Origin of the sequence: Streptomyces sp. NPDC085927 (genome assembly GCF_044540975.1) — a bacterium.
Lineage (GTDB): Bacteria > Actinomycetota > Actinomycetes > Streptomycetales > Streptomycetaceae > Streptomyces > Streptomyces hirsutus.
The window spans coordinates 271,938-296,324 of record NZ_JBITSN010000002.1; the positions used below are offsets into that span (position 1 = coordinate 271,938).

General features: G+C 70.4%; 23 protein-coding genes, 1 tRNA gene and 1 pseudogene. 16 read left to right on the forward strand and 9 right to left on the reverse strand.

Features of this window, described 5'->3' with window-relative positions; all coding sequences use genetic code 11:
- Positions 1–172 precede the first annotated feature (172 nt).
- From ACIF80_RS06160 to ACIF80_RS06180, 5 genes and pseudogenes are all read left to right on the forward strand, one after another.
- Positions 173–260 (forward strand) — tRNA-OTHER (locus ACIF80_RS06160).
- Between the two features lie 147 nt (positions 261–407).
- A complete protein-coding gene (locus ACIF80_RS06165) occupies positions 408–1,418 on the forward strand; it encodes a diacylglycerol/lipid kinase family protein (protein WP_399799989.1) in 1,011 nt (336 codons plus the stop codon).
- On the forward strand, positions 1,415–2,887 hold the full coding sequence (locus ACIF80_RS06170) for an MmgE/PrpD family protein (RefSeq protein WP_399799992.1): 1,473 nt from the start codon (positions 1,415–1,417) through the stop codon (positions 2,885–2,887). Before ACIF80_RS06165 ends, ACIF80_RS06170 begins: the two co-directional genes overlap by 4 nt.
- Positions 2,888–3,026: 139 nt before the next feature.
- Positions 3,027–3,107, forward strand: a pseudogene (locus ACIF80_RS06175) (transcriptional regulator); the annotation flags it as partial.
- 66 nt (positions 3,108–3,173) lie between these two features.
- Entirely contained in the window at positions 3,174–3,824 is a 651-nt protein-coding gene (locus ACIF80_RS06180; RefSeq protein WP_399801197.1) for a transcriptional regulator, read from the forward strand.
- Here ACIF80_RS06180 and ACIF80_RS06185 read toward each other — a convergent pair.
- The 4 genes from ACIF80_RS06185 to ACIF80_RS06200 form a co-directional block, all read right to left on the reverse strand.
- Positions 3,781–4,149 carry a nuclear transport factor 2 family protein gene (locus ACIF80_RS06185; protein WP_266073587.1) on the reverse strand — a complete coding sequence of 123 codons (369 nt, stop codon included), beginning with the start codon at positions 4,147–4,149 and terminating at the stop codon, positions 3,781–3,783. The genes ACIF80_RS06180 and ACIF80_RS06185 overlap by 44 nt on opposite strands.
- Positions 4,150–5,009: 860 nt before the next feature.
- Positions 5,010–5,195, reverse strand: coding sequence for a GNAT family N-acetyltransferase (locus ACIF80_RS06190; RefSeq protein ID WP_399799996.1), 186 nt, complete (start codon positions 5,193–5,195; stop codon positions 5,010–5,012).
- 483 nt (positions 5,196–5,678) lie between these two features.
- The gene (locus ACIF80_RS06195; RefSeq protein ID WP_399799999.1) at positions 5,679–6,506 is read right to left on the reverse strand and encodes a serine hydrolase domain-containing protein; all 828 of its coding nucleotides are present in this window, start codon (positions 6,504–6,506) and stop codon (positions 5,679–5,681) included.
- A gap of 18 nt (positions 6,507–6,524) precedes the next feature.
- Positions 6,525–7,010 (reverse strand): GNAT family N-acetyltransferase, encoded by a 486-nt coding sequence (locus tag ACIF80_RS06200; RefSeq protein ID WP_399800002.1) that lies wholly within the window; start codon positions 7,008–7,010, stop codon positions 6,525–6,527.
- Positions 7,011–7,098: 88 nt separating this feature from the next.
- On the opposite strand from ACIF80_RS06200, the gene ACIF80_RS06205 reads away from it, so the two are divergent.
- Positions 7,099–7,575, forward strand: a complete 477-nt coding sequence (locus ACIF80_RS06205) for a MerR family transcriptional regulator (RefSeq protein WP_399800005.1) — start codon at positions 7,099–7,101, stop codon at positions 7,573–7,575.
- Positions 7,572–8,624, forward strand: a complete 1,053-nt coding sequence (locus tag ACIF80_RS06210) for an aldo/keto reductase (protein WP_399800007.1) — start codon at positions 7,572–7,574, stop codon at positions 8,622–8,624. Before ACIF80_RS06205 ends, ACIF80_RS06210 begins: the two co-directional genes overlap by 4 nt.
- Before the next feature lie 57 nt (positions 8,625–8,681).
- On the opposite strand, the gene ACIF80_RS06215 is transcribed toward ACIF80_RS06210, so the two are convergent.
- From ACIF80_RS06215 to ACIF80_RS06225, 3 genes are all read right to left on the reverse strand, one after another.
- On the reverse strand, positions 8,682–9,530 hold the full coding sequence (locus ACIF80_RS06215; protein ID WP_399800010.1) for a DUF4429 domain-containing protein: 849 nt from the start codon (positions 9,528–9,530) through the stop codon (positions 8,682–8,684).
- Positions 9,531–9,597: 67 nt separating this feature from the next.
- Positions 9,598–10,815 carry an alpha/beta hydrolase gene (locus ACIF80_RS06220; protein WP_399800013.1) on the reverse strand — a complete coding sequence of 406 codons (1,218 nt, stop codon included), beginning with the start codon at positions 10,813–10,815 and terminating at the stop codon, positions 9,598–9,600.
- Between the two features lie 86 nt (positions 10,816–10,901).
- Positions 10,902–11,576: a TetR family transcriptional regulator gene (locus tag ACIF80_RS06225; RefSeq protein WP_399800016.1), complete on the reverse strand. Its 675-nt coding sequence runs from the start codon at positions 11,574–11,576 to the stop codon at positions 10,902–10,904.
- 195 nt (positions 11,577–11,771) lie between these two features.
- Here ACIF80_RS06225 and ACIF80_RS06230 point away from each other — a divergent pair, with 195 nt between their 5' ends.
- Positions 11,772–13,394 carry an MFS transporter gene (locus ACIF80_RS06230; protein ID WP_399800018.1) on the forward strand — a complete coding sequence of 541 codons (1,623 nt, stop codon included), beginning with the start codon at positions 11,772–11,774 and terminating at the stop codon, positions 13,392–13,394.
- 262 nt (positions 13,395–13,656) lie between these two features.
- Positions 13,657–13,965 (forward strand): small hydrophobic protein, encoded by a 309-nt coding sequence (locus ACIF80_RS06235; RefSeq protein ID WP_399800021.1) that lies wholly within the window; start codon positions 13,657–13,659, stop codon positions 13,963–13,965.
- Positions 13,966–14,086: 121 nt separating this feature from the next.
- On the opposite strand, the gene aceE is transcribed toward ACIF80_RS06235, so the two are convergent.
- Positions 14,087–16,834: a pyruvate dehydrogenase (acetyl-transferring), homodimeric type gene (gene aceE / locus ACIF80_RS06240; protein WP_399800022.1), complete on the reverse strand. Its 2,748-nt coding sequence runs from the start codon at positions 16,832–16,834 to the stop codon at positions 14,087–14,089.
- A gap of 409 nt (positions 16,835–17,243) precedes the next feature.
- Between aceE and ACIF80_RS06245 the strand changes: the two genes are divergently transcribed.
- The 6 genes from ACIF80_RS06245 (at position 17,244) to ACIF80_RS06270 (ending at position 22,073) form a co-directional block, all read left to right on the forward strand.
- Complete coding sequence (locus ACIF80_RS06245) at positions 17,244–17,681, forward strand: DUF3052 domain-containing protein (RefSeq protein ID WP_042170042.1); 438 nt, start codon at positions 17,244–17,246, stop codon at positions 17,679–17,681.
- Between the two features lie 157 nt (positions 17,682–17,838).
- Entirely contained in the window at positions 17,839–18,297 is a 459-nt protein-coding gene (locus ACIF80_RS06250; protein ID WP_399800026.1) for a peroxiredoxin, read from the forward strand.
- A 132-nt stretch (positions 18,298–18,429) separates the two neighbouring features.
- A complete protein-coding gene (locus ACIF80_RS06255) occupies positions 18,430–19,005 on the forward strand; it encodes a TerD family protein (protein ID WP_055691342.1) in 576 nt (191 codons plus the stop codon).
- A 323-nt stretch (positions 19,006–19,328) separates the two neighbouring features.
- Positions 19,329–19,904 (forward strand): TerD family protein, encoded by a 576-nt coding sequence (locus ACIF80_RS06260; RefSeq protein WP_399800029.1) that lies wholly within the window; start codon positions 19,329–19,331, stop codon positions 19,902–19,904.
- Between the two features lie 75 nt (positions 19,905–19,979).
- Complete coding sequence (locus ACIF80_RS06265) at positions 19,980–21,119, forward strand: DUF475 domain-containing protein (protein ID WP_399800032.1); 1,140 nt, start codon at positions 19,980–19,982, stop codon at positions 21,117–21,119.
- A gap of 216 nt (positions 21,120–21,335) precedes the next feature.
- The gene (locus ACIF80_RS06270; protein ID WP_399800035.1) at positions 21,336–22,073 is read left to right on the forward strand and encodes a Tellurium resistance; all 738 of its coding nucleotides are present in this window, start codon (positions 21,336–21,338) and stop codon (positions 22,071–22,073) included.
- 18 nt (positions 22,074–22,091) lie between these two features.
- Here ACIF80_RS06270 and ACIF80_RS06275 read toward each other — a convergent pair whose 3' ends face one another.
- On the reverse strand, positions 22,092–23,012 hold the full coding sequence (locus tag ACIF80_RS06275; RefSeq protein ID WP_399800038.1) for a TerD family protein: 921 nt from the start codon (positions 23,010–23,012) through the stop codon (positions 22,092–22,094).
- A 204-nt stretch (positions 23,013–23,216) separates the two neighbouring features.
- Here ACIF80_RS06275 and ACIF80_RS06280 point away from each other — a divergent pair, with 204 nt between their 5' ends.
- Entirely contained in the window at positions 23,217–24,383 is a 1,167-nt protein-coding gene (locus ACIF80_RS06280) for an HpcH/HpaI aldolase/citrate lyase family protein (protein ID WP_399800040.1), read from the forward strand.
- Positions 24,384–24,387: the final 4 nt, after the last annotated feature.

The following is a 24,387-nucleotide window of genomic DNA, read 5'->3' on the forward strand; positions in this document are numbered from 1 at the left end:
ACGGGACGGGGTCCCATGGTCAGACGGGCTCCTGACGGTGCGCTGACCAGTCCCTGACCGGACTTCGCCGCCGCCGGGTCCCGCCCGTCAGGGCTTCGTCAGCAGCACGTCAGGGCGGTCCGGCAGAGTCGTTCTCGTAGCCGGCGCCGGAGGAATCCGGAGCCGGGCTCCAGGAGAGGTGCCCGGAGCGGCTTATCGGGGACCGGCTCGCCGGTCGGGTGGCTAGCCCGCCTTCACAGGTTCGAATCCTGTCCTCTCCGCCGGACTGTCGTGCCGTCGCACCGCGTGGGCAGCGCGGAACGACGTGCCGCGCCCCGGGTGCGTCCGCACCGTGGGCGCGGTCGAGGCGTGCGCCCACGGTGCGGACGCTCTCGCACCGCTCGCTCTTCGACGGGAGCCTCGTTCTCATGACCACCTTCACGGCGCCGCCGCCCCGGCATGCCGTCGTCATCGCCAATCCGACCGCAGGGACCATGGACGACGTCCTCCTCGACGGCGTCCTCGCCCTGTTCGCGGAAGCGGGCAAGGAGGTGACGCTGCGCCGCACACGACGAGTGGGCGACGCAGCGGCCGCCGCCCAGGCAGCCTGCGAGCGACGGGATCCGGCCGCGGACCTGATCGTCGCGGTCGGCGGCGACGGCACCGTGCACGAAGTGGTCGACGGCATGACTCGCGCCCGCCCGGACCGGCCGGACCCCGGCCCGGCCCTGGCCGTCGTACCGGCCGGCACCGGCAACTCCGGCTACCTGATGCTCTGGGGCGAACGCCCCTGGCGGGAAAGCCTGCGCGACGTGCTGGCCGGGGACGCCGCGCGGCACCGGCTCGATCTGGCGCGGGTCGCCGAGACCGGCGCGAAGGTCTTCCTCGGTGCCTGCTCCGGCGTCATCGCGGACGCGCTGCGGGTGGCCCGCTCGGTCCCGCTCAGCGGCCGGGCCCGTTACGCCCGAGCCTTCGCCGAGACGGCCGAGGCCTTCACCCCGTACCCCGGGCGGGTGACCGTCGACGGGACCGTGCTGCACGAGGGCGGCACGGTCCTCGCCAACGTCGGCGGCGGACGCCACCGGGGAGGCCAGTACCGGGTACTGCCACGCTCCGAGTACGACGACGGGCTGCTCGACGTGTGCGTCGTCGACGCGAGCGTTCCCCCGCCACTGGTGCCCGAGCTGACCCGGAACGGGGAACACCTCGGCAGTCCCGGGGTCTTCTACGGACGTGGTCGCCGCGTCGTCGTCGAGCGGTTGGACGGGGTGCCGCTCTGTTTCGAGCACGACGGCGAACTTCAGCCGCCCACCCTGCGGCGCATCACCCTGGAGGTGCTGCCGGCGGCGCTGCCGGTGTGGGGCGGCCGAGGTGCCGCCGAGTTCTCAGCCGGCCACTCCCGCGCGTGCGCCGGACTCGACACCGCGGACCCGGTGTGACCGCGCTGACAGACCTGTGCGAATGGGCCGCCGGACTGGAGTACGAGGCCATCCCGGAACGCGTGCGCCGGCTCGCGACCAGCCAGGTGCTGTCGCAGGCAGCAGCCATCCGCACCGGACTCGACCACCCCCTGGGACAGCGGCTGGTCAAGGCGTTCGGACCGCCGTTGCAGGCCGACGCCCGGCAGAGCGCCGCTGTCCTCGCCGCGCTGGGCTCGTGGTTGAACCTCGACGACACCGCCTACGCGGGGCACCTGTCCAACTCCACGGTCGCCGTGCCCCTCGCGTTCGCCCATGGTCTCGGCCTGGACGGTGCCCGCCTGATCACCGCGGTGGTGGTCGCCAACGAGTGCGCGGCCCGCATGACCGCGGCGGCGACCCTGGGCCTGCTGCGGGGGCAGAGCGCCGTCCACACCCACCTGGCCGGCGCAGTCAGCGGCCGGTCGCACTGCGAGGGCGCCGACGCGGCCCACTGGACCGACGCGCTCGCTCTGGCCTTCGCGATGCCCCACCGGCCCCTGATGCGGGCCTTCCTCGCCAGCGACGCCCGGCTCCTGAACACCTTCACCCCGGTCCGCGCCGGCCTGGACGCCTGCGACGCCGCCGCCGCGGGTCTGCGCGGCGCACCGGACCTGATGGAGCACCCGGACGGCTTCCTGGCCGCCTTCTCCGATGTGCCGCTGGTCGGGGCGCTCACCGACGGCCTCGGCAGCCGCTGGTACACGGAGACGCTCTCCTTCAAGATGCGCCCCGGTGGTCCGGGCATCGACGCCGCCGTCGACTGCGCCCTCGAACTCCACCAGGCCCTGGGCCGCGTCGATGTGGACTCGGTGACCGAAGTGGTGGTGGAGGCATCGCTGTACACGCTGTTCGCGGGCCGCACGGCCGAGCGCTACGTCACCGGCCCCGACGCCCCGCTGGGCGCGCTGGTACTGCACACGCCCTACCCGGTGGCGACCGCGCTGCTGACCGGCCGGCTCGGGACGGCGGACTTCGAGCGCCCCCTGCTGGCCGAGCCGGACCGCTGGCGTCTGGCCGACCGCGTCCGGGTCGTGCACGACCCGGAGCTCACCCGCGCCCTGTTCCGGTCGCAGGCCCCCTTCGGCGAGGCGGTCCGGACGGCGGGGGACGCGGCGGGACCCTGGCTCCGGGCGTTCGGCGGGCCCGAGACCGAACTGCTCGCACGGCAGGCGAACGAGGGGCTGGGGCCGTCCGACTTCTCCCGGTCCACCAAGACGACCGGGGCCCGGGTGAGCGTGCGTCTCCGGGACGGGCGACTCCTGACGCGGGAGCGTCTCATCCCGCTGGGCGCCGCCGGGCCGCACACCCGCGAGCACCACGCGGAACTGGTGCGGCAGAAGTTCACCGAGCTGTGCGGCGGAGCCGACCTGGCCCGAGCCGCCGAGGGCCTGGCCGCCATGGACGCCGCGCAGTTGCGCCGGTGGACGGCGCAGGTGCTCGCCGGCTGAGCGCCGCTGGACCGAATGTTGGCATATTCCAATGGCAAAGGGAATGTGTTAAATTTAATTCATGCGTTATAACGGATGGTACGCCGGGCGCAGTCAGGACGTTGGGACCCTGCTGCGTGAGTGGCGGAAAAGGCGTCGTATGAGTCAGCTCGAACTCGCCTCCAGGGCGGACAGTTCGGCGCGGCACATCAGCTTCATCGAGACGGGGCGGGCCAGCCCGAGCCGCAGCATCCTGTTACGATTAGCGGACCACATGGACATTCCTATTCGCGAACGAAATGTCCTGTTGGTCGCCGCTGGATTCGCCCCGTTCTTTCCCGAGAACTCCTTCACGGAAACGGAAGATCTCAGCATTGTGCGCGAGGAGCTGAAGCGGCTGCTCGTCGCCTACGAGCCCAATCCGGTCTTCATCCATGACGCGCAGTACCGCGTCATCGAGGCCAACCGCGCCTTCCACGCCCTGGTGTCCGACGTGGCGGAACATCTCCTGCTGCCGTCGCCGAACATCATGCGGCTGACCATGCATCCCGAAGGGCTCGCGCCCCGGATCCACAAGTACCCCCTCTGGCGGGCGCACTTGCTGGGACGGCTGTGCCACCAGCTGACCATGAGGGGTTCGGCGCCTCTGAGGGAGCTGTACGAAGAAGTGAGCCGTTATCCGGCACCCCCGTCCTGGCGCGGTGAGAACACCGGACCGGACCGGGACGACGCCTTCCGCTTCCCCTTCGCGCTGCCGCTGCTGCTGGAGCACGAAGGGCAGGTGCTGTCCTTCGTGTCGGCGGTGATGAGCCTGAGCGCACCCACCGAGGTCACCGTCTCCGAGCTGGAGGTCGAGGTCTTCCTGCCCGCCGACCCGGAGACCGCGCAGGCGCTTCAGGTGATGGGAGAGAGGATCACGCGGACGGAACGCGGTCGAGGAATCCGCTCACCGATTTGATCCGTCCGTCCTCCGCCAGTGTGATCACGTCGGAGCCTCCCGCCGGGGACGACCCGTCGGCCGTCGACACCAGGTCCCACGAGAAGCGCGCGATGTGGTGATTGCCGTCGACCTCGCCCTTGAGCCGGAACTCGAAGCCGGGGAACTGCTCGTGCGCACCCTCGATGGCCGCCTGGATGCCCTCGTGCCCCTGGACGTCCGCCAGCGGGTCGGTGTACGTGCCGTCCTCGGTCCACGCCTCGGCGACGGCCTTGGCGATGGCCTCGGAGCCGACGGCGTTCCAGGCGGCCAGGTACCGGCTGACGGCGTTGTTGTACTGCGTCACGGAGTGCGTCCCTTCGGAAATGACGGAGCGGACCGACGTCGTGCGACGACGCCTGATCCAACTCTCCATCGAGCTGCCCGATCGGTCGATTACCCCTGAGGTAATGAAGAAAGCCGTCGGCTCTCCCGGGTGGCAGGAAGGACGTCGCCCACCCGGAGGATGCCGAACCGCACCAGCCCGCTTACGGCGGGCTCGGGCCGCCGGCCCTGCCCCGCTGCCGCACCTCGCCGCGAGTCGTCTCCCTCCTCGCGGTTGAGGCCGGTGCCGGCCGGTTCACCGAGGTGACCTGGCGGCAGGGCGGCAAAGGCGCGATGTACTCACGGTTCGCGGTCCTACCGTGCGGCCCGCGGGCAAGCAGTCCCCGGCCGCGGCCCAGGAGGCGGGCAGTGGCCGCACCCGGTGGAACGGCGTCCTGCCTGCCCGGACGCTCCTGGTGGAGTGGCCGGACGGCCAGGACGCCCCGAGGGGGTACTGGATATCGAACTGCCCGCCGCCATCCCGGTCGCCGGTCCGGTGCGGTGGGCGAGGAGGCGGCCGACTGACGCTCAAGACCGTCAGTCGGCCGCCGAAACCCTCGGGTTCCTCATCTTGCCCCCACCGCTGGGTGGCCGAACACCCGCCGACCGGGATCACGCACGCCCCGCCGACACGCACGAGACCACGAACGGTTCGCCCGGCACTCCGAACCGCTCGTCACCCGGGCTGCGATCACCCCCATGACCAGGTGCACCACCCGCAGACAGGCCAGCCGGACAGGGCAACCGTCATCTCACGAGAACGACGCAGACCGACGGTCGCCCGGACCACCGCCACCCCACTCAGGCCGCGTTCCCCGCACCCTCTTCCACAGCACCGGGCACTCACGAAGCGGTCCGCAACGTCACTGTGTGACTCGCGAAAGCGTTCCGCTCGTAAAAGCGAAGTGCATCGGTGTTGCTGGAGTACGCGGCCGCCTCGGCCGGTTCGGCCCCCACTTCCTTCACCCAGGCCGAGAACCGGGCGACCAGGCGCGCTCCGAGCCCACCACCGCGCCGGGCCGGCTGCACCTACATGCTCACAAGCGTCGCGACCTGGACCGGTCTCAGCGCAGATCCCTCGGCCACGGACCCGGCGAGGCGTCCCACGACCCGCCCGTCGCGGTCTGCGACGAGCAGAAGCCTGGTCGGGTCGTCTACGCCGGAGGCGAAGCGTTCAGGTCCGAACCCACGAGGCCGACGTGCGTCGACGCTCGGATCCCTCGTCCCGGCATCCTCTGCGAACAGTGCGCTCCCGCATGCCACCAGCCCCTCCACACCGGCCGGCTGAGCACAGTGGACGACGACCTCATGCCGTTGATCACTCATGCCGGACGACGCCGGCCCGACACACCGGTGGCCACGCGTGCTTCGAGACCGGTGCACCATCAGGAGATGTGAAACAGGCACTCGGCTTGTCATGTGACGTTCGGGGCCATCGTCGGATCCTTTGGACGTCCCTGTGCCCATGCCGCTCCGGTCTCTGCCCCGGGTGCCATCCCTCCATGAACAAGCTCAGGCCCGGATCTCCGCCAGGACCGCGTCCGTGAAGGGCGGCCAGGCCTCGACCGCCCAGGGGCCGAAGGCGCGGTCGGCCAGGGCCGCGCAGGCGACGCCCGCCGCCGGGTCGATCCACAGGAACGTGCCCGACTGGCCGAAGTGGCCGAAGGTGCGGGGCGAGGAGGAGCCGCCCGTCCAGTGCGGGGACTTGGAGTCGCGGATCTCGAAGCCGAGGCCCCAGTCGTTGGGGTTCTGGTGGCCGTAGCCCGGCAGGACGCCCTTGGTGCCCCGGTACTGGACCGTCATCGCCTCGGCGACGGTCCGCGGGTCCAGCAGGCGCGGGGCCTGCACCTCGGCGGCGAAGCGCAGCAGGTCGTCCACCGTGGACGTGCCGTCCTTCGCCGGGGAGGCGGTGCCCTCCAGGGACGTCGACGTCATCCCCAGCGGCTCCAGCACCGCCTGCCGCAGGTACTCGGCGAACGGGATGTCCGTCGCCTTCGCGATGTGGTCGCCGAGCTGCTCGAACCCGGCGTTGGAGTACAGGCGGCGCTCACCGGGGGCGGAGGTCACCCGGTGCTCGTCGAAGGCGAGGCCGGAGGTGTGGGCGAGGAGGTGGCGGACCGTCGAGCCCTCGGGACCGGCCGGCTCGTCCAGCTCGATCGCGCCCTCCTCGTACGCCACGAGCACCGCGTACGCCGCGAGCGGCTTGGTGACCGAGGCGAGCGGGAAGCGGTGGCCGGTGGGGCCGTGGGTCCCCAGGACGGTGCCGTCCGCCCGGACGACGCCCGCCGCCGCGGTGGGAACCGGCCAGTTCTCGATCAGCGCGAGGCTCTTGAGCGACATGCCCTCGAGGGTATGCGCTCACAGCCGCAGCTCGAGCAACGGGTCCGGCCTCCGGGCGAAGCCCAGGGAGGCGTACAGGGGCTCGGCCTGCGCGGACGCGGTGAGGCGGACACGGCGGGCGCCGCGCTCCCGGAACCACTCCAGCAGCGCCTCCATGCACGCCCGCGCACAACCCTGGCGGCGGGCGTCCGGGTCGGTGGAGACGCTGAAGACATAGCCGTCGGTGCCGTGCGGGTTGTACGCGCCGCCGATGCGGTACTCGATCGTGCCGGCCACCAGCGCCGACAGCCCGCCCCGCTCCGGCCGGTCCACGACGAACGCCGCGAACGGGCCGTCCGGCTCGGCGAGCTTCGCGCGCAGCACCGGCAGGGCGTCGGCGTGCCAGTCCGTGGCGGGGGAGGAACGGGCCATCGAGTCGATCATCACCTGGCGCAGGCGCAGTACTTCCTCCGCGTCGTCGGCCACCGCACGGCGTACACGAGGTACACGAGTCATGGCCGGCATGCTAATCGGCCAGGACGTCCGCCCTCCCGCCGTTTTCCCGCCGGTCGTGCTTGCCTGGAGTGCACTCCAGGGATCTAGCGTGGAGGGTATGACGGTGACGGAGACCACGGGTGAGAGCACGGGTGCCAGGACCGACACCTGCGCCGGGCCGCCGCAGGGCGACCGGCGGCCGGACGGCGCGGACAAGTACACGATCAGCGAGGTGGCCGCCCTCACCGGGCTGAGCGCACACACCCTGCGCTGGTACGAGCGCATCGGGCTGATGCCGCACATCGACCGGTCGCACACCGGCCAGCGCCGCTACAGCAACCGCGACCTCGACTGGCTCGCCCTCGTCGGCAAGCTCCGCCTGACCGGGATGCCGGTCGCGGACATGGTCCGGTACGCGGAGATGGTGCGGGAGGGCGACCACACCTACGCCGACCGCTTCGAACTCCTCAAGGCGACCCGCGAGGACGTGGTGGCCCGGATCGCGGAGCTCCAGGGCACCCTCGCCGTGCTCGACCGGAAGATCAGCTTCTACGCGGACGCCGGGCGGGCCCTGGCGTCGGAGAGGTCCCGATGACCCACGGCACCCCCGGCACTCACGGCACCGACGGCACGAACGGCAGGATCACGACGGCCCCACTGGGCGCGGGCGGCCCCGAGGTGGGCGTGCAGGGTCTGGGCTGCATGGGCATGAGCTTCGCCTACGGCCCTGCGGACGCGGACGCCTCCCGGGCGACCCTGGAGCGGGCCCTGGAACTGGGCGTCACGCTCTACGACACGGCGGACTCGTACGGGGCGGGGGAGAACGAGCGGTTCCTGTCCCCGTTCTTCGGGGCGCACCGGGACGAGATCGTGATCGCGACCAAGTTCGCGCTGTCGATCCCGCCCGACGAGCCGACCCGGCGGATCGTCCGCAACGACGCCCCGTACATCCGGCAGGCCGTCGAGGCGAGCCTGAAGCGCCTCGGCATCGACACCATCGACCTCTACTACATGCACCGGCGCGACGTGAACGTGCCGATCGAGGAGACCGTCGGCGTCATGGCCGAGCTGGTGCGCGAGGGCAAGGTCAAGCAGCTCGGGCTGAGCGAGGTCACCGCGGGCGAACTGCGGGACGCGCACGCCGTGCACCCGATCGCCGCGGTGCAGTCGGAGTGGTCGCTGTTCAGCCGCGACATCGAGGCGAACGTCGTACCGGCCGCCCGCGAACTGGGCGTGACCCTGGTGCCGTACTCGCCGCTCGGGCGGGGATTCCTGACCGGTTCCTTCGTCGACGCCGGCCAGGACCTCACAGCGGACGACTTCCGCCGCCAGATGCCCCGGTTCACCGGCGAGAACGCCGTGGCCAACGCGGCCCTGCTCACTCCGGTCCGCGCCGTCGCCGACGCGCACGGCGCCACGCCCGGCCAGATCGCCCTGGCCTGGGTCCAGCAGCGGTCGGCCGTGCACGGCCTGCCGGTCGTCCCGATCCCCGGCACCCGCAAGCCCACCCGGGTGGAGGAGAACACGGCGGCGACCCGGATCACCCTCACGGACGCGGAACTGGCCCGACTGGACCCGATCGCCGCCAAGGTGGCGGGCACCCGCTACCCGAACATGGCGTTCACGTCCGCCGGACGGGAGTAGCGCCACACCCGTACGACCGGCGGAGCGCGGCGGACCACCGCCACGGCCGGCGGAGCCCTACAGCTCCGCCAGCAACTCCGCCTTCTTCACGGAGAACTCCTCGTCCGTCACCAGTCCCGCCTCGTGCAGTTCCCCGAGGTGGCGTATGCGGTCGGCGATGTCCGCGGGGTCGCGGCGCACGGCGGCCACGGCCACCGCGGGCACCGGCGCGGTCGTCCGCGCCGCCGCCAGGACGGCCGCCGCGAACGGCAGCGACTCGTGCACCGGCCCGTAGCCCAGCCCGAACACCACGGCCCCCGGGTCCTGGTCGGCCTGCGGGGGCCGGGCGGGCCCGTCGCGGCGCAGCAGCCGCAGATGCCCTTCGAAGACCTCCGGGGAACGCCACTCCACGCCGCACAACTCCCCGACGGGGAAGCGCTGGTCGCCGGCCTTCCACTTCGCGGACGAGGCCCCCGTCCAGGACCAGCGGAAGGAGACCGCCTTCCCGTCGAAGGAGGCCCTGCCGTCGTACGCCTTGAAGTGCAGCGGTGTGTCCGGGGCGGACACCAGATGGCGCTCGGCGGGGCCCGACTCGGTGAGCAGGGAGAGGAGTTCGTCGGCGTAGTACTCGGCGAGCGTCTCGCGTTCGGCGGGCAGCACGAGCCGGTAGGGGTCGCAACTGTCCTTCAGCTGACCGGCCGCCGCCTCCATCAACGGGTCGGCGCCGGGCCGCGGCTCGATGCGCAGCACGACGGTGCCGCGTCTGCCGGGGGTCAGCGTCACTCCGGCGACGGCCTCCAGGGGGATGCGGCGTTCCCCGAGTGCCTGAAACAACTTGGGTGTTCTGATCCCCCTTTCGTACCGGATGAGCACGGAGTCGGACTCGAACTCCCAGGCAGCGTGAAATCCGGCCAGTACGTCACCCATGCGGCTCATCGTATGCGGCACGAGCTTTTTCGTCCCCTCCCCGGGCATACCGCAGTTCCTCCGTTCTCTACGCGCGTTCCGATGCGGCGGCACCGGACAAACCCGCCCGGCATACGCCGTTCTCGTGTGCGCAGTCCACCGCGCGGTATGCGCCAACACCGATCTCGGCGAAGTTGCGCAGACTGTCGGTGCCCGGCACGAAGTACCCGCTGTGTCCCCGGGCCTCACGCGCCGACAGCACGCGCGCTCCGAAAGCCGAGGACACCGGGTCGGCCCCGTGCCCCAGCCCGCCGACCTCCAGATAGGGCACGCCCTGGATCCAGTCGTCGGCGTCCCGCATCGCCCACACCCGCGCGTGGGTGCGCAGGTCGGTGACCGACTCGGCCCGCATGCCGGGGCTGCCGGCCACCGCTATGTCGGTCACCCGGCCGGGCAGCGTGGGCGCGGCGAGCCCGCACACCACGGAGCCGTAGCTGTGGCAGAACAGGGAGACGCGGGCCTCGCCGGGCAGGGCGCGCAGCAGCGCGCCGAGGCGTGCCGCGCCGTTCTCGGCGCGCGCCGCCATCGCCGACTCCATGCCGAGTCCGCTGGGCGCGGTGTAGTCGGCCCAGGCGATCACGGCGGTACGGGTCGAGGGGGCCGCCGTGTGCTCGGCCGCGTAGAGCGACTGGGCCATGCCGACGGGCGCCGCGTAGCGGCGGTGGCTGCGCTGGAAGGTGAGCAGGTCGGTGTCGACGCCGGGGACGACGACCGAGACCCGCTCGGCCTCGCGCAGGTCGCCGAACACCTCGGCGGCCCGGCCGGAGCCCGACGGGTCGAAGGAGAGGATCTGGCGGCCCGGACTCATCAGGGCCGTGAAGCGGTTCATCCGGCGGCCCGCCTGATGCTGCCCGGCGGGCGTCAGCCGTTTGTCGCGCATCCGTTCCCGTTCGATCTCGCGGGCCTGTTCCAGCGCGATGCGGTTGGCGCGGTAGCGCAGCGTGGCCGGGGCGCCGTTCATATTGCCGACCGCGAGCGGGAAGCGGTGGACGAGGCCCACCCGCTGCGCCTTGCTGAGGGAGGCGAAGAACCGGGCCAGTTCGGCGGGCGCGGAGTCGGGGTCGGGCAGCCGGTGACCTCCTATGTGCCCCTTCTCCCAGGCGGTGAGCGAGGCCGGGAGGGGCGCCGCGTCCCGGTGCCGGCGCAGTGCCGTCCAGCCGGTGGTCGCCAGCATCACGAAGACGACGGCCAGTGCGAGGAGCGCACGCCACACGTTCAGTTGCGGGGTGGTGTCGAAGGAAGTCACTGACAGGACACACTAGGAGAACGAGAGGGTCTCACGTCAACCGAGTGACGGGTATCACGTTTCGATGCGTCGATGGTGAGCAGTAGTCACCCGGAGGTGCGTCGGGCGTCGTTCCAGGACCCCGCCAGGGCGGGCCCCAGCTGGTCCAGGTGGGCCGTCATCAGCTCGCGCAGGGCGCCGAGGCCGGAGTCCCCGGCGGACCAGGACCGTTCCGCGACCCGGACCACGCCGCAGACCGCGGCCACCAGGATGCGCGGCCGGGGATCGGTGTCCAGGTCGACGCCCTCACGGTCGGCGATCACGCGGGCCAGCCGCTCCTCCAGTTCGCTCGAACGCCGCAGATGCGCGGCGAGCAGCGCGGGCGTCGACTCGATCACCCGGTACACCCGCAGGTGCAGCTCCAGCGGCACGACCTGCTCGACGACCTCGTTGATGCCGTCCCAGCTCTCCCGCAGGGCTCCGCGCAGCACGTCCAGCGGCGGCTCGCCGGGAGGGCGCCCCCGTACGGCGTCGACGACGAGGGACTCCGCGAGGCGCGGGATGTAGAACGCGACCTCTTCCTTACTGGCGAAGTAGCGGAAGAAGGTGCGCTGCGAGACGTGGACGGCCGCCGCGATGTCGTCGACCGTCGTCCCCTCGTAGCCGCGGGTCGCGAACAGCTCCAGGGAGGACCGGACCAGCGCGTCGTGGGTGAGCCGCTTCCTGCGTTCCCGCAGGCCCGGCGACGGCACCGCGCCGACGACGGTCCCGACCGTCTCCATCGTTCCTCCCGTGGCTCTCCGGATCGATTCCCCTGTGGTTCCCCGGAGTTCCCTGCGGTTCCCCGTGGTTCCCGTGGTTCCCCGGGACGCTTCCTGAACTGTTCTCCCAGTTCAGGCTATACGGGTGTGTCGACCGAGTTACCGATCGATGAATTGGTTTGTCAACTGTCAGTGGCTGTCACTAGCCTCGAACGCATGACTAGTCAGACCACCATCGACGCGACGGGACCCGGGGACAGGACACCTCCGGACGCCTCGTCGGACGCGGCACGCGGCAGAGGGCTGCGCGGCCATCCCTGGCTCACCCTCTTCGCCGTCGCCGTCGGCGTCATGATGGTGGCCCTCGACGGCACCATCGTCGCCATCGCCAACCCCGCCATCGCCAGCGACCTCGGCGCCAGTTTCGCCGACGTCCAGTGGATCACCAACGCGTACTTCCTCGCCCTCGCGGTCTCCCTGATCACCGCGGGCAAACTCGGTGACCGGTTCGGCCACCGGCAGACCTTCCTCATCGGCGTGGTCGGCTTCGCCGCCGCCTCGGGCGCGATCGGCCTGTCCGACAGCATCGCGTCGGTCATCGTCTTCCGCGTCCTGCAGGGTCTGTTCGGCGCGCTGCTGATGCCGGCCGCGCTGGGCCTGCTGCGCGCGACCTTCCCGGCCGAGAAGCTCAACATGGCCATCGGCATCTGGGGCATGGTCATCGGTGCCTCCACCGCCGGCGGCCCGATCCTCGGCGGCGTCCTCGTCGAGCACGTCAGCTGGCAGTCGGTCTTCTGGATCAACGTCCCGGTCGGCGTCGTCGCGCTCGCCCTCGGTGTGTGGATCCTGCTCGACCACCGCGCGGAGAACCGCCCGCACTCCTTCGACGTCCCCGGCATCGCCCTGCTGTCCGGCGCGATGTTCTGCCTCGTCTGGGCGCTGATCAAGGCCCCCGAGTGGGGCTGGGGAGACCTCAAGACCTGGGGGTTCATCGCCGTCTCGGTGGTGCTCTTCGCGGTCTTCGCGTTCTGGGAGAGGGGGGTCAAGGAGCCGCTGATCCCGCTGGAGATGTTCCGCTCCGTCCCGCTGTCCGCCGGTGTCGTGCTGATGATCCTCATGGCCATCTCCTTCATGGGCGGCCTGTTCTTCGTCACCTTCTACCTGCAGAACGTGCACGGCCTGAGCCCGGTCGACGCCGGTCTGCACCTGCTGCCGCTCACCGGCATGATGATCGTCGGCTCCCCGCTCGCCGGCGTGATGATCACCAAGGTCGGTCCGCGCATCCCGCTGGCCGGCGGCATGGCCTTCACCGCGCTCGCCATGTTCGGCATCTCCACGCTCCAGAAGGACACCGGCAGCGCCATGATGTCGCTCTGGTTCGCCCTGCTGGGCCTCGGCCTGGCCCCCGTCATGGTCGGAGCCACCGAGGTGATCGTGGGCAACGCGCCGCTGGAGCTCTCCGGTGTCGCCGGTGGTCTCCAGCAGGCCGCCATGCAGGTCGGCGGCAGCCTCGGTACGGCCGTGCTGGGCGCGGTGATGGCCTCCAAGGTCGACAACGACCTCGCGGACAACTGGGCGGACGCGGGACTCCAGCCGCTCACCCCGGAACAGGCCGCGCAGGCCGCCGAGGCCGTCCAGGTCGGTGTGCCCCCGGTGAGCGAGCAGATGCCCCCGGAGATGGTCGCGACGGTCACCGACGTGGCCCACGACACCTTCATCTCCGGCATGAGCACGGCTTCCCTGGTCGCCACCGGAGTCGCCGTCGTGGCGGTGGGCGTCGCCTTCCTCACCAAGCGCGGTGAGAACGCGGAAGCCGGCGCGGGCGTCGGCCACATCTGACGGGCCCGGACCCGGTGACCGGGGTCGCTCATCAGGGTGAACCGATGGGGTGACCCCTCCCGTTACGAGGGTGCCGCAGGTCACAGTGGGTCATGTCCTCCGCAGGGCCTGGGGGATGCGGCTGCGGCGCGCTGCCGGAGGGGGGCAGCGCGCAGGCAGCGGCCCGCCCGCCGTCGCTTCGGGGGCATTCACGCCCCGAGTGGGGGTACCCGCATGTCGAACCCCACTACAACTCCAATCGACCCCGGGGTTCAGGGAGTTGATGATGGCGAGCTTCGGAAACGGCACGCGCAGGCACCCCCGCTCACGTGGCCGGACGTGGTCACGGACCGGGCCGGATCGCGCGACGCTCGGAATCATCGGAGTCATCTGCGCGGTCGCCGGATTCTTCGTGCTGGGGATCGTCCTCGGCCCGGCGGCGATCGTCTGCGGCTGGCTCGCCATGGGCCGCAGCTGGGGCGGGTCCCGCTCGATCCCGGCGCTGGTCGCCGTGGTGCTGGGCGCCATCGACACGCTGCTGGCGGTCATCTGGCTGGCCGGAGCCACCGGCTCGGGCTACGGAGTGTTCTGACCACCCGGACGGCCCGGACGAACCGGGTGACCCGGACACCGGACGGAAGTCTCCGGAACGGAACGGACGAAGGGCCTCCGGCGAACGCCGGAGGCCCTTCGTCACGCGTCGCGCCCCCGCGTCAGGCGTCGCCGCCCGCCGGACCCGGGTCGGCCGCGGCCACGTCGAGCAGTTGGTAGCGGTCGATGGCCTGCTTCAGCACGGACCGGTCGACGTGCCCCTCGCGGGCCAGCTCCGTCAGCACTCCCACCACGATCGACTGCGCGTCGATGTGGAAGAACCGCCGGGCCGCCCCGCGCGTGTCGGCGAAGCCGAAGCCGTCCGCGCCCAGCGACTGGTACGTCCCCGGCACCCAGCGCGCGATCTGGTCGGGCACCGACCGCATCCAGTCCGACACCGCCAGGACCGGACCCTGCGCCGAGGACAGCTTCCGGGTGACGTACGGCACCCGCTGCTCCTCCTCCGGGCTCAGCAGGTTGAGCCGCTCGCACTCCACGGCCTCGCGCCGCAGCTCGTTCCAGGAGGTCGCCGACCAGACGTCGGCCCGGACGTCCCACTCCTCGGCGAGGATCCGCTGCGCCTCGAGGGCCCAGGGCACCGCGACACCGGACGCGAGGATCTGGGCCGGCATCGAGCCCGCCGTGCCCTCGCTGAAGCGGTACAGGCCCTTGAGGATGCCGTCCACGTCCACGTTCTGCGGCTCGGCCGGGTGCCGGATGGGCTCGTTGTAGACGGTCAGGTAGTAGAAGACGTCCTCGCCGTTCGGGTGCTCCTCGTCGCCGCCGTACATCCGGCGCAGACCGTCCTGCACGATGTGCGCGATCTCGAACCCGAAGGCCGGGTCGTAGGCCACGCACGCCGGGTTCGTGGACGCCAGCAGCTGCGAGTGGCCGTCCGCGTGCTGAAGGCCCTCACCGGTCAGCGTCGTACGCCCCGCGGTCGCGCCGAGGACGAAGCCGCGCGCCAGCTGGTCGCCCATCTGCCAGAACTGGTCGCCGGTGCGCTGGAAGCCGAACATCGAGTAGAAGACGTACACCGGGATCAGCGGCTCGCCGTGCGTGGCGTACGCCGAGCCGGCCGCGATCAGCGAGGCCGTGCAGCCGGCCTCGGAGATGCCGTCGTGCAGCATCTGCCCGTTCGGTGCCTCCTTGTACGCGAGCAGCAGCTCGCGGTCCACGGACGCGTACTGCTGCCCGAGCGGGTTGTAGATCTTCGCGCTCGGGAAGAAGGAGTCCATGCCGAACGTGCGGTACTCGTCCGGCGCGATCAGTACGAACCGCTTGCCGATCTCCTTGTCCCGCAGGAGATCCTTGAGGAGGCGGACAAAGGCCATGGTCGTCGCGATGGACTGCTGGCCCGAGCCCTTCTTCACGTTCGCGTACGTCTTGTCCTCGGGCAGTGCGAGGGGCTTCGAGCGCACCACACGCGTCGGCACGTACCCGCCGAGCGACTTGCGGCGGTCGTGCATGTACTGGATCTCCTCCGAGTCCCGGCCCGGGTGGTAGTACGGCGGCAGGCCGGACTCCAGCTCCCTGTCGGAGATCGGCAGGTGCAGCCGGTCGCGGAAGCCCTTGAGGTCGTCGACCGTCAGCTTCTTCATCTGGTGCGTGGCGTTGCGGCCCTCGAAGTTCGGGCCCAGCGTCCAGCCCTTGACCGTCTTGGCCAGGATCACCGTCGGCTGGCCCTTGTGGTCCTTCGCCGCCTGGTACGCCGCGAAGATCTTCTTGTGGTCGTGGCCGCCGCGCCCCAGGTGCAGCACCTGGTCGTCGGTCATGTTCTCCACCATGGCGCGCAGCCGGTGGTCGTCACCAAAGAAGTGGTCGCGGATGTACGCCCCGGACTCGGTGGCGTACGTCTGGTACTGGCCGTCCGGCGTGGTGTTCATCCGGTTGACCAGGACGCCGTCCCGGTCCTGGGCGAGCAGCGGGTCCCAGGAACGGTCCCAGACCAGCTTGATCACGTTCCAGCCGGCACCCCGGAAGACCGACTCCAGCTCCTGGATGATCTTGCCGTTGCCGCGCACCGGCCCGTCCAGGCGCTGCAGATTGCAGTTGACGACGAAGGTCAGGTTGTCGAGGTTCTCGCGGGCCGCGAGCGTCAGCTGGCCCAGCGACTCCGGCTCGTCCATCTCGCCGTCGCCGAGGAACGCCCACACGTGCGACTTCGAGGTGTCGGCGATGCCGCGCGCCTGCATGTAGCGGTTCATCCGGGCCTGGTAGATCGCGCTGATCGGGCCCAGGCCCATCGACACGGTCGGGAACTCCCAGAAGTCCGGCATCGACCGCGGGTGCGGATACGACGACAGCGCCTCGGGTGCCTTCGACTTCTCCTGCCGGAAACCGTCCAGCTGCCGCTCGCTCAGCCGGTCCAGCAGGTATGCCCGCGCGTAGATGCCCGGCGAGGCGTGCCCCTGGAAGAAGACCTGGTCGCCGCCGTCGCCCTCGTCCTTGCCGCGGAAGAAGTGGTTGAAGCCCACGTCGTAGAGCGACGCCGAGGAGGCGAAGGTGGCGATGTGGCCGCCGACGCCGATCCCGGGCCGCTGCGCGCGCGAGACCATCACCGCCGCGTTCCAGCGGGTCGCGTTGAGGATCTTGCGCTCGATCTCCTCGTTGCCCGGGAAGAACGGCTCCGCGCGGGTGGGGATCGTGTTCACGTAGTCCGTGCTGCGCATCTCGGGCACGGCCACGCGCCGCTCACGGGCCCGCTCGATCAGGCGCAGCATCAGGTAGCGGGCCCGCTCCCGGCCGCGTTCGTCGACGGCGGCGTCGAGGGAGTCGAGCCACTCCTTGGTTTCCTCGGGGTCGAAGTCAGGAACCTGACTCGGAAGGCCACCAATGATGATCGGGTTGCGATCGGATGCGGAAGCCACGCTGTTCCTTACCTGTCGAAGGGCCGTGAGGAGGCCGCTGCTTCACTGATGTAGCCGGGTCTGCGCGATCCCCATCGTCCACCCCGGGGCCGCACACGTCATCTCTACCAATAGGTAACCCGCACCCGACACCGGTACGGTGGCGTACGGAGCGAATCTCGGATTCATGCGAGTCTCGTACCCGTATACAGTTCCCAAACGCCCATTCGGGGCACAAGGGTGTGGTGTGAGTCACTGTGGGCCAGGATGATGTGCCTGGAGTTGCGGTGGCCCGGCCAGGATCGTCACCGTTTAGGCGGTCCGGGCGGCCGGGTACTTGCGCGATCCGCCCCGCCCGTGTGGACTACGGCCAACGCCGCGCGCCCGCGCGTGGCTGAGATATTCCCAAACCATGATCAGGAGGCAACCCGTGAGCGCGACCGCGGACCACGCGGAGGAGCGGACGAACCCTGCCGCCAGGCTGGGGTTCCAGCCCGGGCAGGTGGTCCAGGAGATCGGCTACGACGACGACGTCGACCAGGAGCTCCGCGAGGCCATCGAGGGCGTCATCGAGAGCGACCTTGTCGACGAGGACTACGACGACGTGGCTGACGCCGTTGTGCTGTGGTTCCGCGACGACGACGGCGACCTGACGGATGCGCTGGTGGACGCCGGCACGTACATCGAGGAAGGCGGGGCGATTCTGCTCCTGACGCCCAAGACCGGCCGTTCGGGATACGTCGAACCGAGTGACATCTCGGAAGCCGCCACCACCGCCGGCCTGACCGCCGCCAAGAGCGTCAGCGTCGGCAAGGACTGGAGCGGCAGCCGACTGGCCACACCCAAGGCCGCCAAGTCCCGGAGGTAACCACGGCGGCGGCCCGCTCCCGCGGCCGGCCGTATCCCGCTGTGTACCGGACGGGCTGACCAGCTCAGCCCGTCCGGCCCTTTGCCGTACCCCTTGCGTAGGGTGGTCCCAGGGAACAGAACCGGGCACAGCACCCCCCGAAGGGACGATCCAGGCGATGGCGATCCAGGTCGGCGAGCACGCCCCCGACTTCGAGCTCAAGGACAACCACGGCGCGCCCGTCCGGCTGTCCGACCACCGCGGCCGTCAGAACGTGGTGCTCGTCTTCTACCCCTTCGCCTTCACCAGCGTGTGCACCGACGAGCTGCGCGCCCTGCGCGACGGCCCGGCCCGCCTCGCCGACCACGACACGCGGCTGCTCGCGGTCTCCACCGACTCCATCCACACCCTGCGCGTCTTCGCCGAGCAGGAGCGCCTGGAGTACCCCCTGCTGTCCGACTTCTGGCCGCACGGGGACGTCTCGCGCGCCTACGGCGTCTTCGACGAGAACAAGGGCTGCGCCGTACGGGGGACCTTCGTCATCGACCGGGAGGGCCTCGTACGGTGGACGGTCGTCAACGCGCTGCCGGACGCACGCGACCTGAACGACTACGTCGAGGTGCTCGACACGCTGTGAGCACGCCCGACAGCGGTGATTCCTCGGCCCCGGGACCTGCGGTGGCCGGGAACCCGTTATTAGGATCGACTCGTTGATCCGACATCCGACGCACGACGGGGCTTCCCGCCCCCGGACATCAATGGAGGACTCGTGGGAGTCAGCCTCAGCAAGGGCGGCAACGTATCGCTGACCAAGGAGGCGCCGGGCCTGACCGCGGTCATCGTCGGACTGGGGTGGGACGTCCGCACCACGACCGGCACCGACTTCGACCTGGACGCCAGCGCGCTGCTGGTGAACAACACGGGCAAGGTCACCAACGACGCCAACTTCGTCTTCTTCAACAACCTCAAGAGCCCCGACGGATCGGTCGAGCACACCGGCGACAACCTCACCGGTGAGGGCGAGGGCGACGACGAGCAGATCAAGGTCGACCTCGCGGGTGTCCCCGCCGAGATCGAGAAGATCGTCTTCCCGGTGTCGATCTACGACGCCGAGAACCGCCAGCAGTCCTTCGGCCAGGTGCGCAACGCGTTCATCCGCGTCATCAACCAGGCCGGCGGCGCCGAGATCGCCCGCTACGACCTGTCCGAGGACGCCTCCACCGAGACCGCCATGGTCTTCGGCGAGCTGTACCGGCACGGTGCCGAGTGGAAGTTCCGCGCCATCGGCCAGGGCTACGCCTCCGGTCTGCGGGGCATCGCCCAGGACTTCGGTGTGAACGTCTGAGACATTCGTGCCCCGGGCGTCGACGCCCGGGTCCGGCCGTCTCGCACGGCTGTTCCGTCCGGCGCCGCACGGTTTACGTGCGGCGCCGGACGTGCAGGACCATCTGAGAAACATCACGGTCCTGTCTTCGGGTTCATCCCGGCTCCGAGAGACGGCACCTGGCAAAGCTCCGGTGAGCGGGGACCGGTGCGTGCAGCTGCAAGGCGGAGGAGGGAGTCATGGCGGAGCCATGGCGACCGACGACGACGCGGCAGATGTGCGTGCCGGGCCTCGCGTTCCCGGGAGGAACCGAAAGACAGGCCCCAAGGGGAGGGACCAGGATCATGGGCGTCACGCTCGCCAAGGGAGGAAACGTCTCCCTGTCCAAGGCCGCACCGAACCTCACGCAGGTGTTGATCGGGCTCGGCTGGGACGCGCGCTCCACCACCGGAGCCCCCTTCGACCTCGACGCCAGCGCACTGATGTGCAGCGGCGGCCGGGTCATGGGGGACGAGTGGTTCATCTTCTACAACCAGCTCCACAGCCCCGACGGCTCGGTGGAACACACGGGTGACAACCTCACCGGTGAGGGCGACGGCGACGACGAGTCCCTGCTGGTCGACCTCTCCAAGGTGCCGGACCGGTGCGACAAGATCGTTTTCCCGGTCTCCATCCACCTGGCCGACGACCGCGGCCAGGCATTCGGCCAGGTCAGCAATGCTTTTATCCGAGTCGTCAATCAAGCGGACGGTCAGGAGCTCGCCCGCTACGACCTGTCGGAGGACGCCTCCACGGAAACCGCGATGATCTTCGGTGAGCTCTACCGCTATCAGGGCGAGTGGAAGTTCAGGGCGGTGGGACAGGGGTACGCGTCAGGGCTGCGGGGCATCGCTCTAGACTTCGGAGTCAACGTTTCGTAAAGCCGACTACGGCAGCGGGGAGAGTCTCCTCCGGAGAGCGTCCGGGGGAGCCCCCAACACACGATGGGGTAGCCAGTGGTTCTGAAAACCTTCGGCTGGTCGTTCGCGGTCACCGCGCTCGGCCTGGTCGCAGCGATCCTCTTCGGGGGGTGGACCGCCTTCGGCATCGTGGCGATCCTCTCGATCCTCGAAATCTCGCTGTCCTTCGACAACGCGGTGGTCAACGCCGGAATCCTGAAGAAGATGAATGCCTTCTGGCAGAAGATCTTCCTCACCATCGGCATCCTGATCGCCGTCTTCGGTATGCGACTGGTCTTCCCCGTCGTGATCGTCGCCGTCAGCGCCTCGCTCGGACCCATCGAGGCGGTCGATCTCGCCCTCACCGACAAGGACCGCTACCAGGAACTGGTCACCGACGCCCACCCGTCGATCGCCGCCTTCGGTGGCATGTTCCTGCTGATGATCTTCCTGGACTTCATCTTCGAGGACCGGGACATCAAGTGGCTGACCTGGATCGAGCGCCCGCTGTCCAAGCTCGGCAAGGTCGACATGCTGTCGGCCTGCATCGCGCTGATCGTCCTGCTGACCGCCTCCCTCACGGTCGGGGCCAACGCCCACCAGCACGGCGGCCTGCACGTGGACAAGGCGGAAACCGTCCTCCTCGCCGGTATCGGCGGTCTGATCACCTACATGATCGTGGGCGGGCTCTCCGGCTACTTCGAGAACCGGCTCGAGGAGACGGAGGAGCGTGAGCACGAGGAGGAGGAACAGGCCGCGCGGGCCGGCAAGCCCAAGACGGCCCTCGCCATCGGCGGCAAGGCCGCGTTCTTCATGTTCCTCTACCTCGAGGTCCTGGACGCGTCCTTCTCCTTCGACGGCGTGATCGGCGCCTTCGCCATCACCAACGAAATCGTGCTGATGGCCCTGGGGCTCGGTATCGGCGCCATGTACGTCCGTTCGCTGACGGTCTACCTGGTCCGCCAGGGCACCCTCGACGAGTACGTCTACCTGGAGCACGGCGCGCACTACGCGATCGGCGCCCTCGCCGCGCTCCTGCTCATCACGATCCAGTACGAGGTCAACGAGCTCATCACCGGTTTCATCGGTGTCTTCCTGATCGGCCTGTCCTTCTGGTCCTCCGTGCGCCGCAACAAGGCCCACGCGGCGGCCGAGGGCGGCACGGGAGAGAAGACCGAGGTCTCCTCCGGGGTGTGACAGCCCTCCGGGTGAGGAACGCTCTGTTCGGGGCGGCCGTCGAGGACCAGTCCTCGGGGCCGCCCCGACGGCCGTCCTGGGCCCGCGCGGGCCCCGGGGCGACCCGTGGGGCGGGCGGGGCAGCGGGGGCGCCGACGGGGCAGCAGGGCGGCAAGGACCAGCGGGGCAGCGGGACCAGCGGGGCAGCGGGGTTCGACGAGTGGACTTGGGGCGGGAATGGGCTTCCTGGACGGACTGTGGCGCGGAAACGACGGCGCCTTCGACTCGGGCAACGCGGCGACCAACGCCATCGAGCTGACGAAACGGAATGCGCAGGTGTCCCTGACCAAACAGGGCGCGGCCACCGGAAACCTGCGGGTCAATCTGAGCTGGCGGATGCGGACCTCCGACCTGAGCGGCTCCCGGCGGGAGAGCCTGCTGCGCCATCCCCTCAAGGCGCTCAAGCCCCCGGAGGTCATCGCCCACAGCCAGAGCATGGTCAACGTCGACCTGGACCTCGGCTGCCTGTACGAGCTCCAGGACGGCACCAAGGGCGTGGTCCAGCCGCTCGGCGGCTTCCTCGGCGAGGTCAACGGGCCGCCGTACGTCAAGCTCAGCGGCGACGACCGGTTCGGTTCCGGGTCCGGGGAGACGCTCTACGTCAACCTGGACCAGCGCGAGAACATCAAACGCCTGCTGGTCTTCGTGTACATCTACGACCAGACACCCGCCTTCGACCGGACCCAGGCCATGGTCACGCTCTACCCCAGCAACGGCCCGCGGATCGAGATAAGCCTGGACGAACGCCACCCGCAGGCCCGCTCCTGCGCGGTGGTGATGATCGAGAACGTCAAGGAGGAGATCATCGTCCACCGCGAGGTGAAGTTCGTCTACGGTTTCCAGGGAGAGCTGGACCGCCTCTACGGCTGGGGCCTGCAGTGGGGGCGCGGCTTCAAGTCGAAGACGGGGCGGTGACCGGCCTGTGGAGGGGACCTACCGCCCGATGAACTGCGGCCCCTGCGGGGGCAGGCGGAAGTCGGGGTCGGGGGTGTGGGCGGCCGGGGGCGGATAGCCGTAGCCGGACGGGGCCGCCGCGGTGGCGGGCGCGGGGGACGTCTGGGGGTAGCCGTAGGCGGGACGGCCGGCCGGCTGCGGGTAGCCGTAGGCCGGCTGCGTGGCCGGCGGCTGCTGGGGCGGGTAGCCGTACGCGGGCTGCGCCGGGACCCCCGGCGGCTGTTCGGGCGGCATCGGGCCGGACAGATCGGCCGCGACGGGGGCGTGCGCCTGGGTCAGCGCCTCGGAGGGGGCCGAGGGCGCGGGCGGGGCGGCGTCGGCGTCGGTGTCGGCCGCGGGCGGTTCCTGTGCGGCCTCCGACTCGTCCACCGAGATCCCGAAGTCCGTCGCCAGGCCCTTCAGCCCGTTCGAATAGCCCTCGCCGAGCGCCCGGAACTTCCAGCCGTCCCCGCGCCGGTACAGCTCACCGCAGATCAGCGCGGTCTCCCGGCCCGTCTCCGGCGTGACGTCGAAGTACGCCAGCGCCTCCGTGTCCGGGGCCTGCGCGTCGTACAGCAGGATGCGCAGCGTGTCCACGGTGTCGAAGGTGACACCGTCCGCCGACGCCACCAGCAGAATCCGCCCGACGCCCTCCTCGACCCCGCCGAGATCCGTCTGGATCGTGTCGGTCAGGCTCTCGGCGACGCGCTTCTTGCCCAGCCGCCACACCTTGCCGGAGGGGTGCCGGGGCTGGTTGTAGAAGACGAAGTCCTCGTCCGAGCGGACCCGGCCGTCGAGCCCGAGGAGCAGAGCGGACGCGTCCACGTCGGGTACCCCCTGGCCGGGGGACCAGCGCAGGACGGCGCGTACCGTGGTGGTCCGGAGCGGGACGTTCGACCCCTTCAGCATGGCGTGCGTCATGCGGTCATCCTGCCCTCTCCGTCCTGGTCACGACAATGCGGGGTGCCGGCGCGCGCCGATGCCGCCCGGCACCGACATGACCGGGTCACCTGAAGTTCACGCCCGGCGGGAACCGCCGACATGGATACGTACGTACTATTACCGGCCACCTTCCGACATTCCACAGCCATTCCTCAGCATGCCCAACGGTCCCGGGGGAGTTCAATGCATCACTTCGGACAGATCGCCCCTGCGGTGCGGAAACGTCTCTTCTACCGGGAGCCTGGCCTGTTCACGGCCCAGTCGCCGGCCCGTCTGCTCTCCATGGCGCTCGGCGCCACGCTGTACAGCCCCGCGACCCGCCCCCGGCTCGCCGACGACATCGTCAAGCAGGCCGGGAACGGCGTGGTCTCGATGGTGCTGTGCCTCGAGGACTCCATAGGCGACGACGACGTGGCCGCCGGCGAGGCGAACCTTGTGGCCCAGTTCGCCGACCTGGCCGGCCGGCCGGGGGCCACTCTGCCGCTGCTGTTCATCCGGGTCCGCACCCCCGAGCAGATACCCGACCTCGTCCGGCGCCTCGGCCCCACCGGCGGGTTGCTGTCCGGGTTCGTCCTGCCGAAGTTCACCGAGGAACGCGGCGTGCCCTTCCTCGAGGCCCTCACCGTGGCCGAGGCCGCCGGCGGCCACCGCCTCTTCGCGATGCCGGTGCTGGAGTCGCCGGAGCTGCTCTACCGCGAGACCCGTGTGGAGACCCTCGAAGGCATCCTCCGCGCGGTCGACAAGTACCGCGACCGGGTCCTCGCCCTGCGCCTCGGCGTGACCGACTTCTGCTCCCCGTACGGGCTGCGCCGCGGTCCCGACATGACGGCCTACGACCTCCAGATCGTCGCCTCCGTGATCGCCGACGTGGTGAACATGCTGGCCCGGGTCGACGGCACCGGATTCACCGTGACCGGACCGGTCTGGGAGTACTTCCGGGTCCAGGAGCGCATGTTCAAGCCGCAGTTGCGGCAGAGCCCGTTCCTCGAGGTGCAGGCCGTGGAGCTGCGCCAGTCACTGATCGAGCACGCCATGGACGGCCTGCTGCGGGAGATCTCCCTGGACCGGGCCAACGGACTGCAGGGCAAGACCTGCATCCACCCCTCGCACGTCCTGCCCGTGCACGCGCTGTCCGTCGTCAGCCACGAGGAGTACAGCGACGCCCAGGACATCCTGCGGCCGGAACGCGGCGGCGGTGGTGTCATGAGGTCGGCGTACACGAACAAGATGAACGAGGTGAAGCCGCACCGCGCCTGGGCCGAACGCACCCTGCTGCGCGCCGAGGTGTTCGGCGTCGCGAACGAGGACATCGGGTTCGTGGAGCTGCTCGCGGCCGGCCTGGCCAAGTGACCCG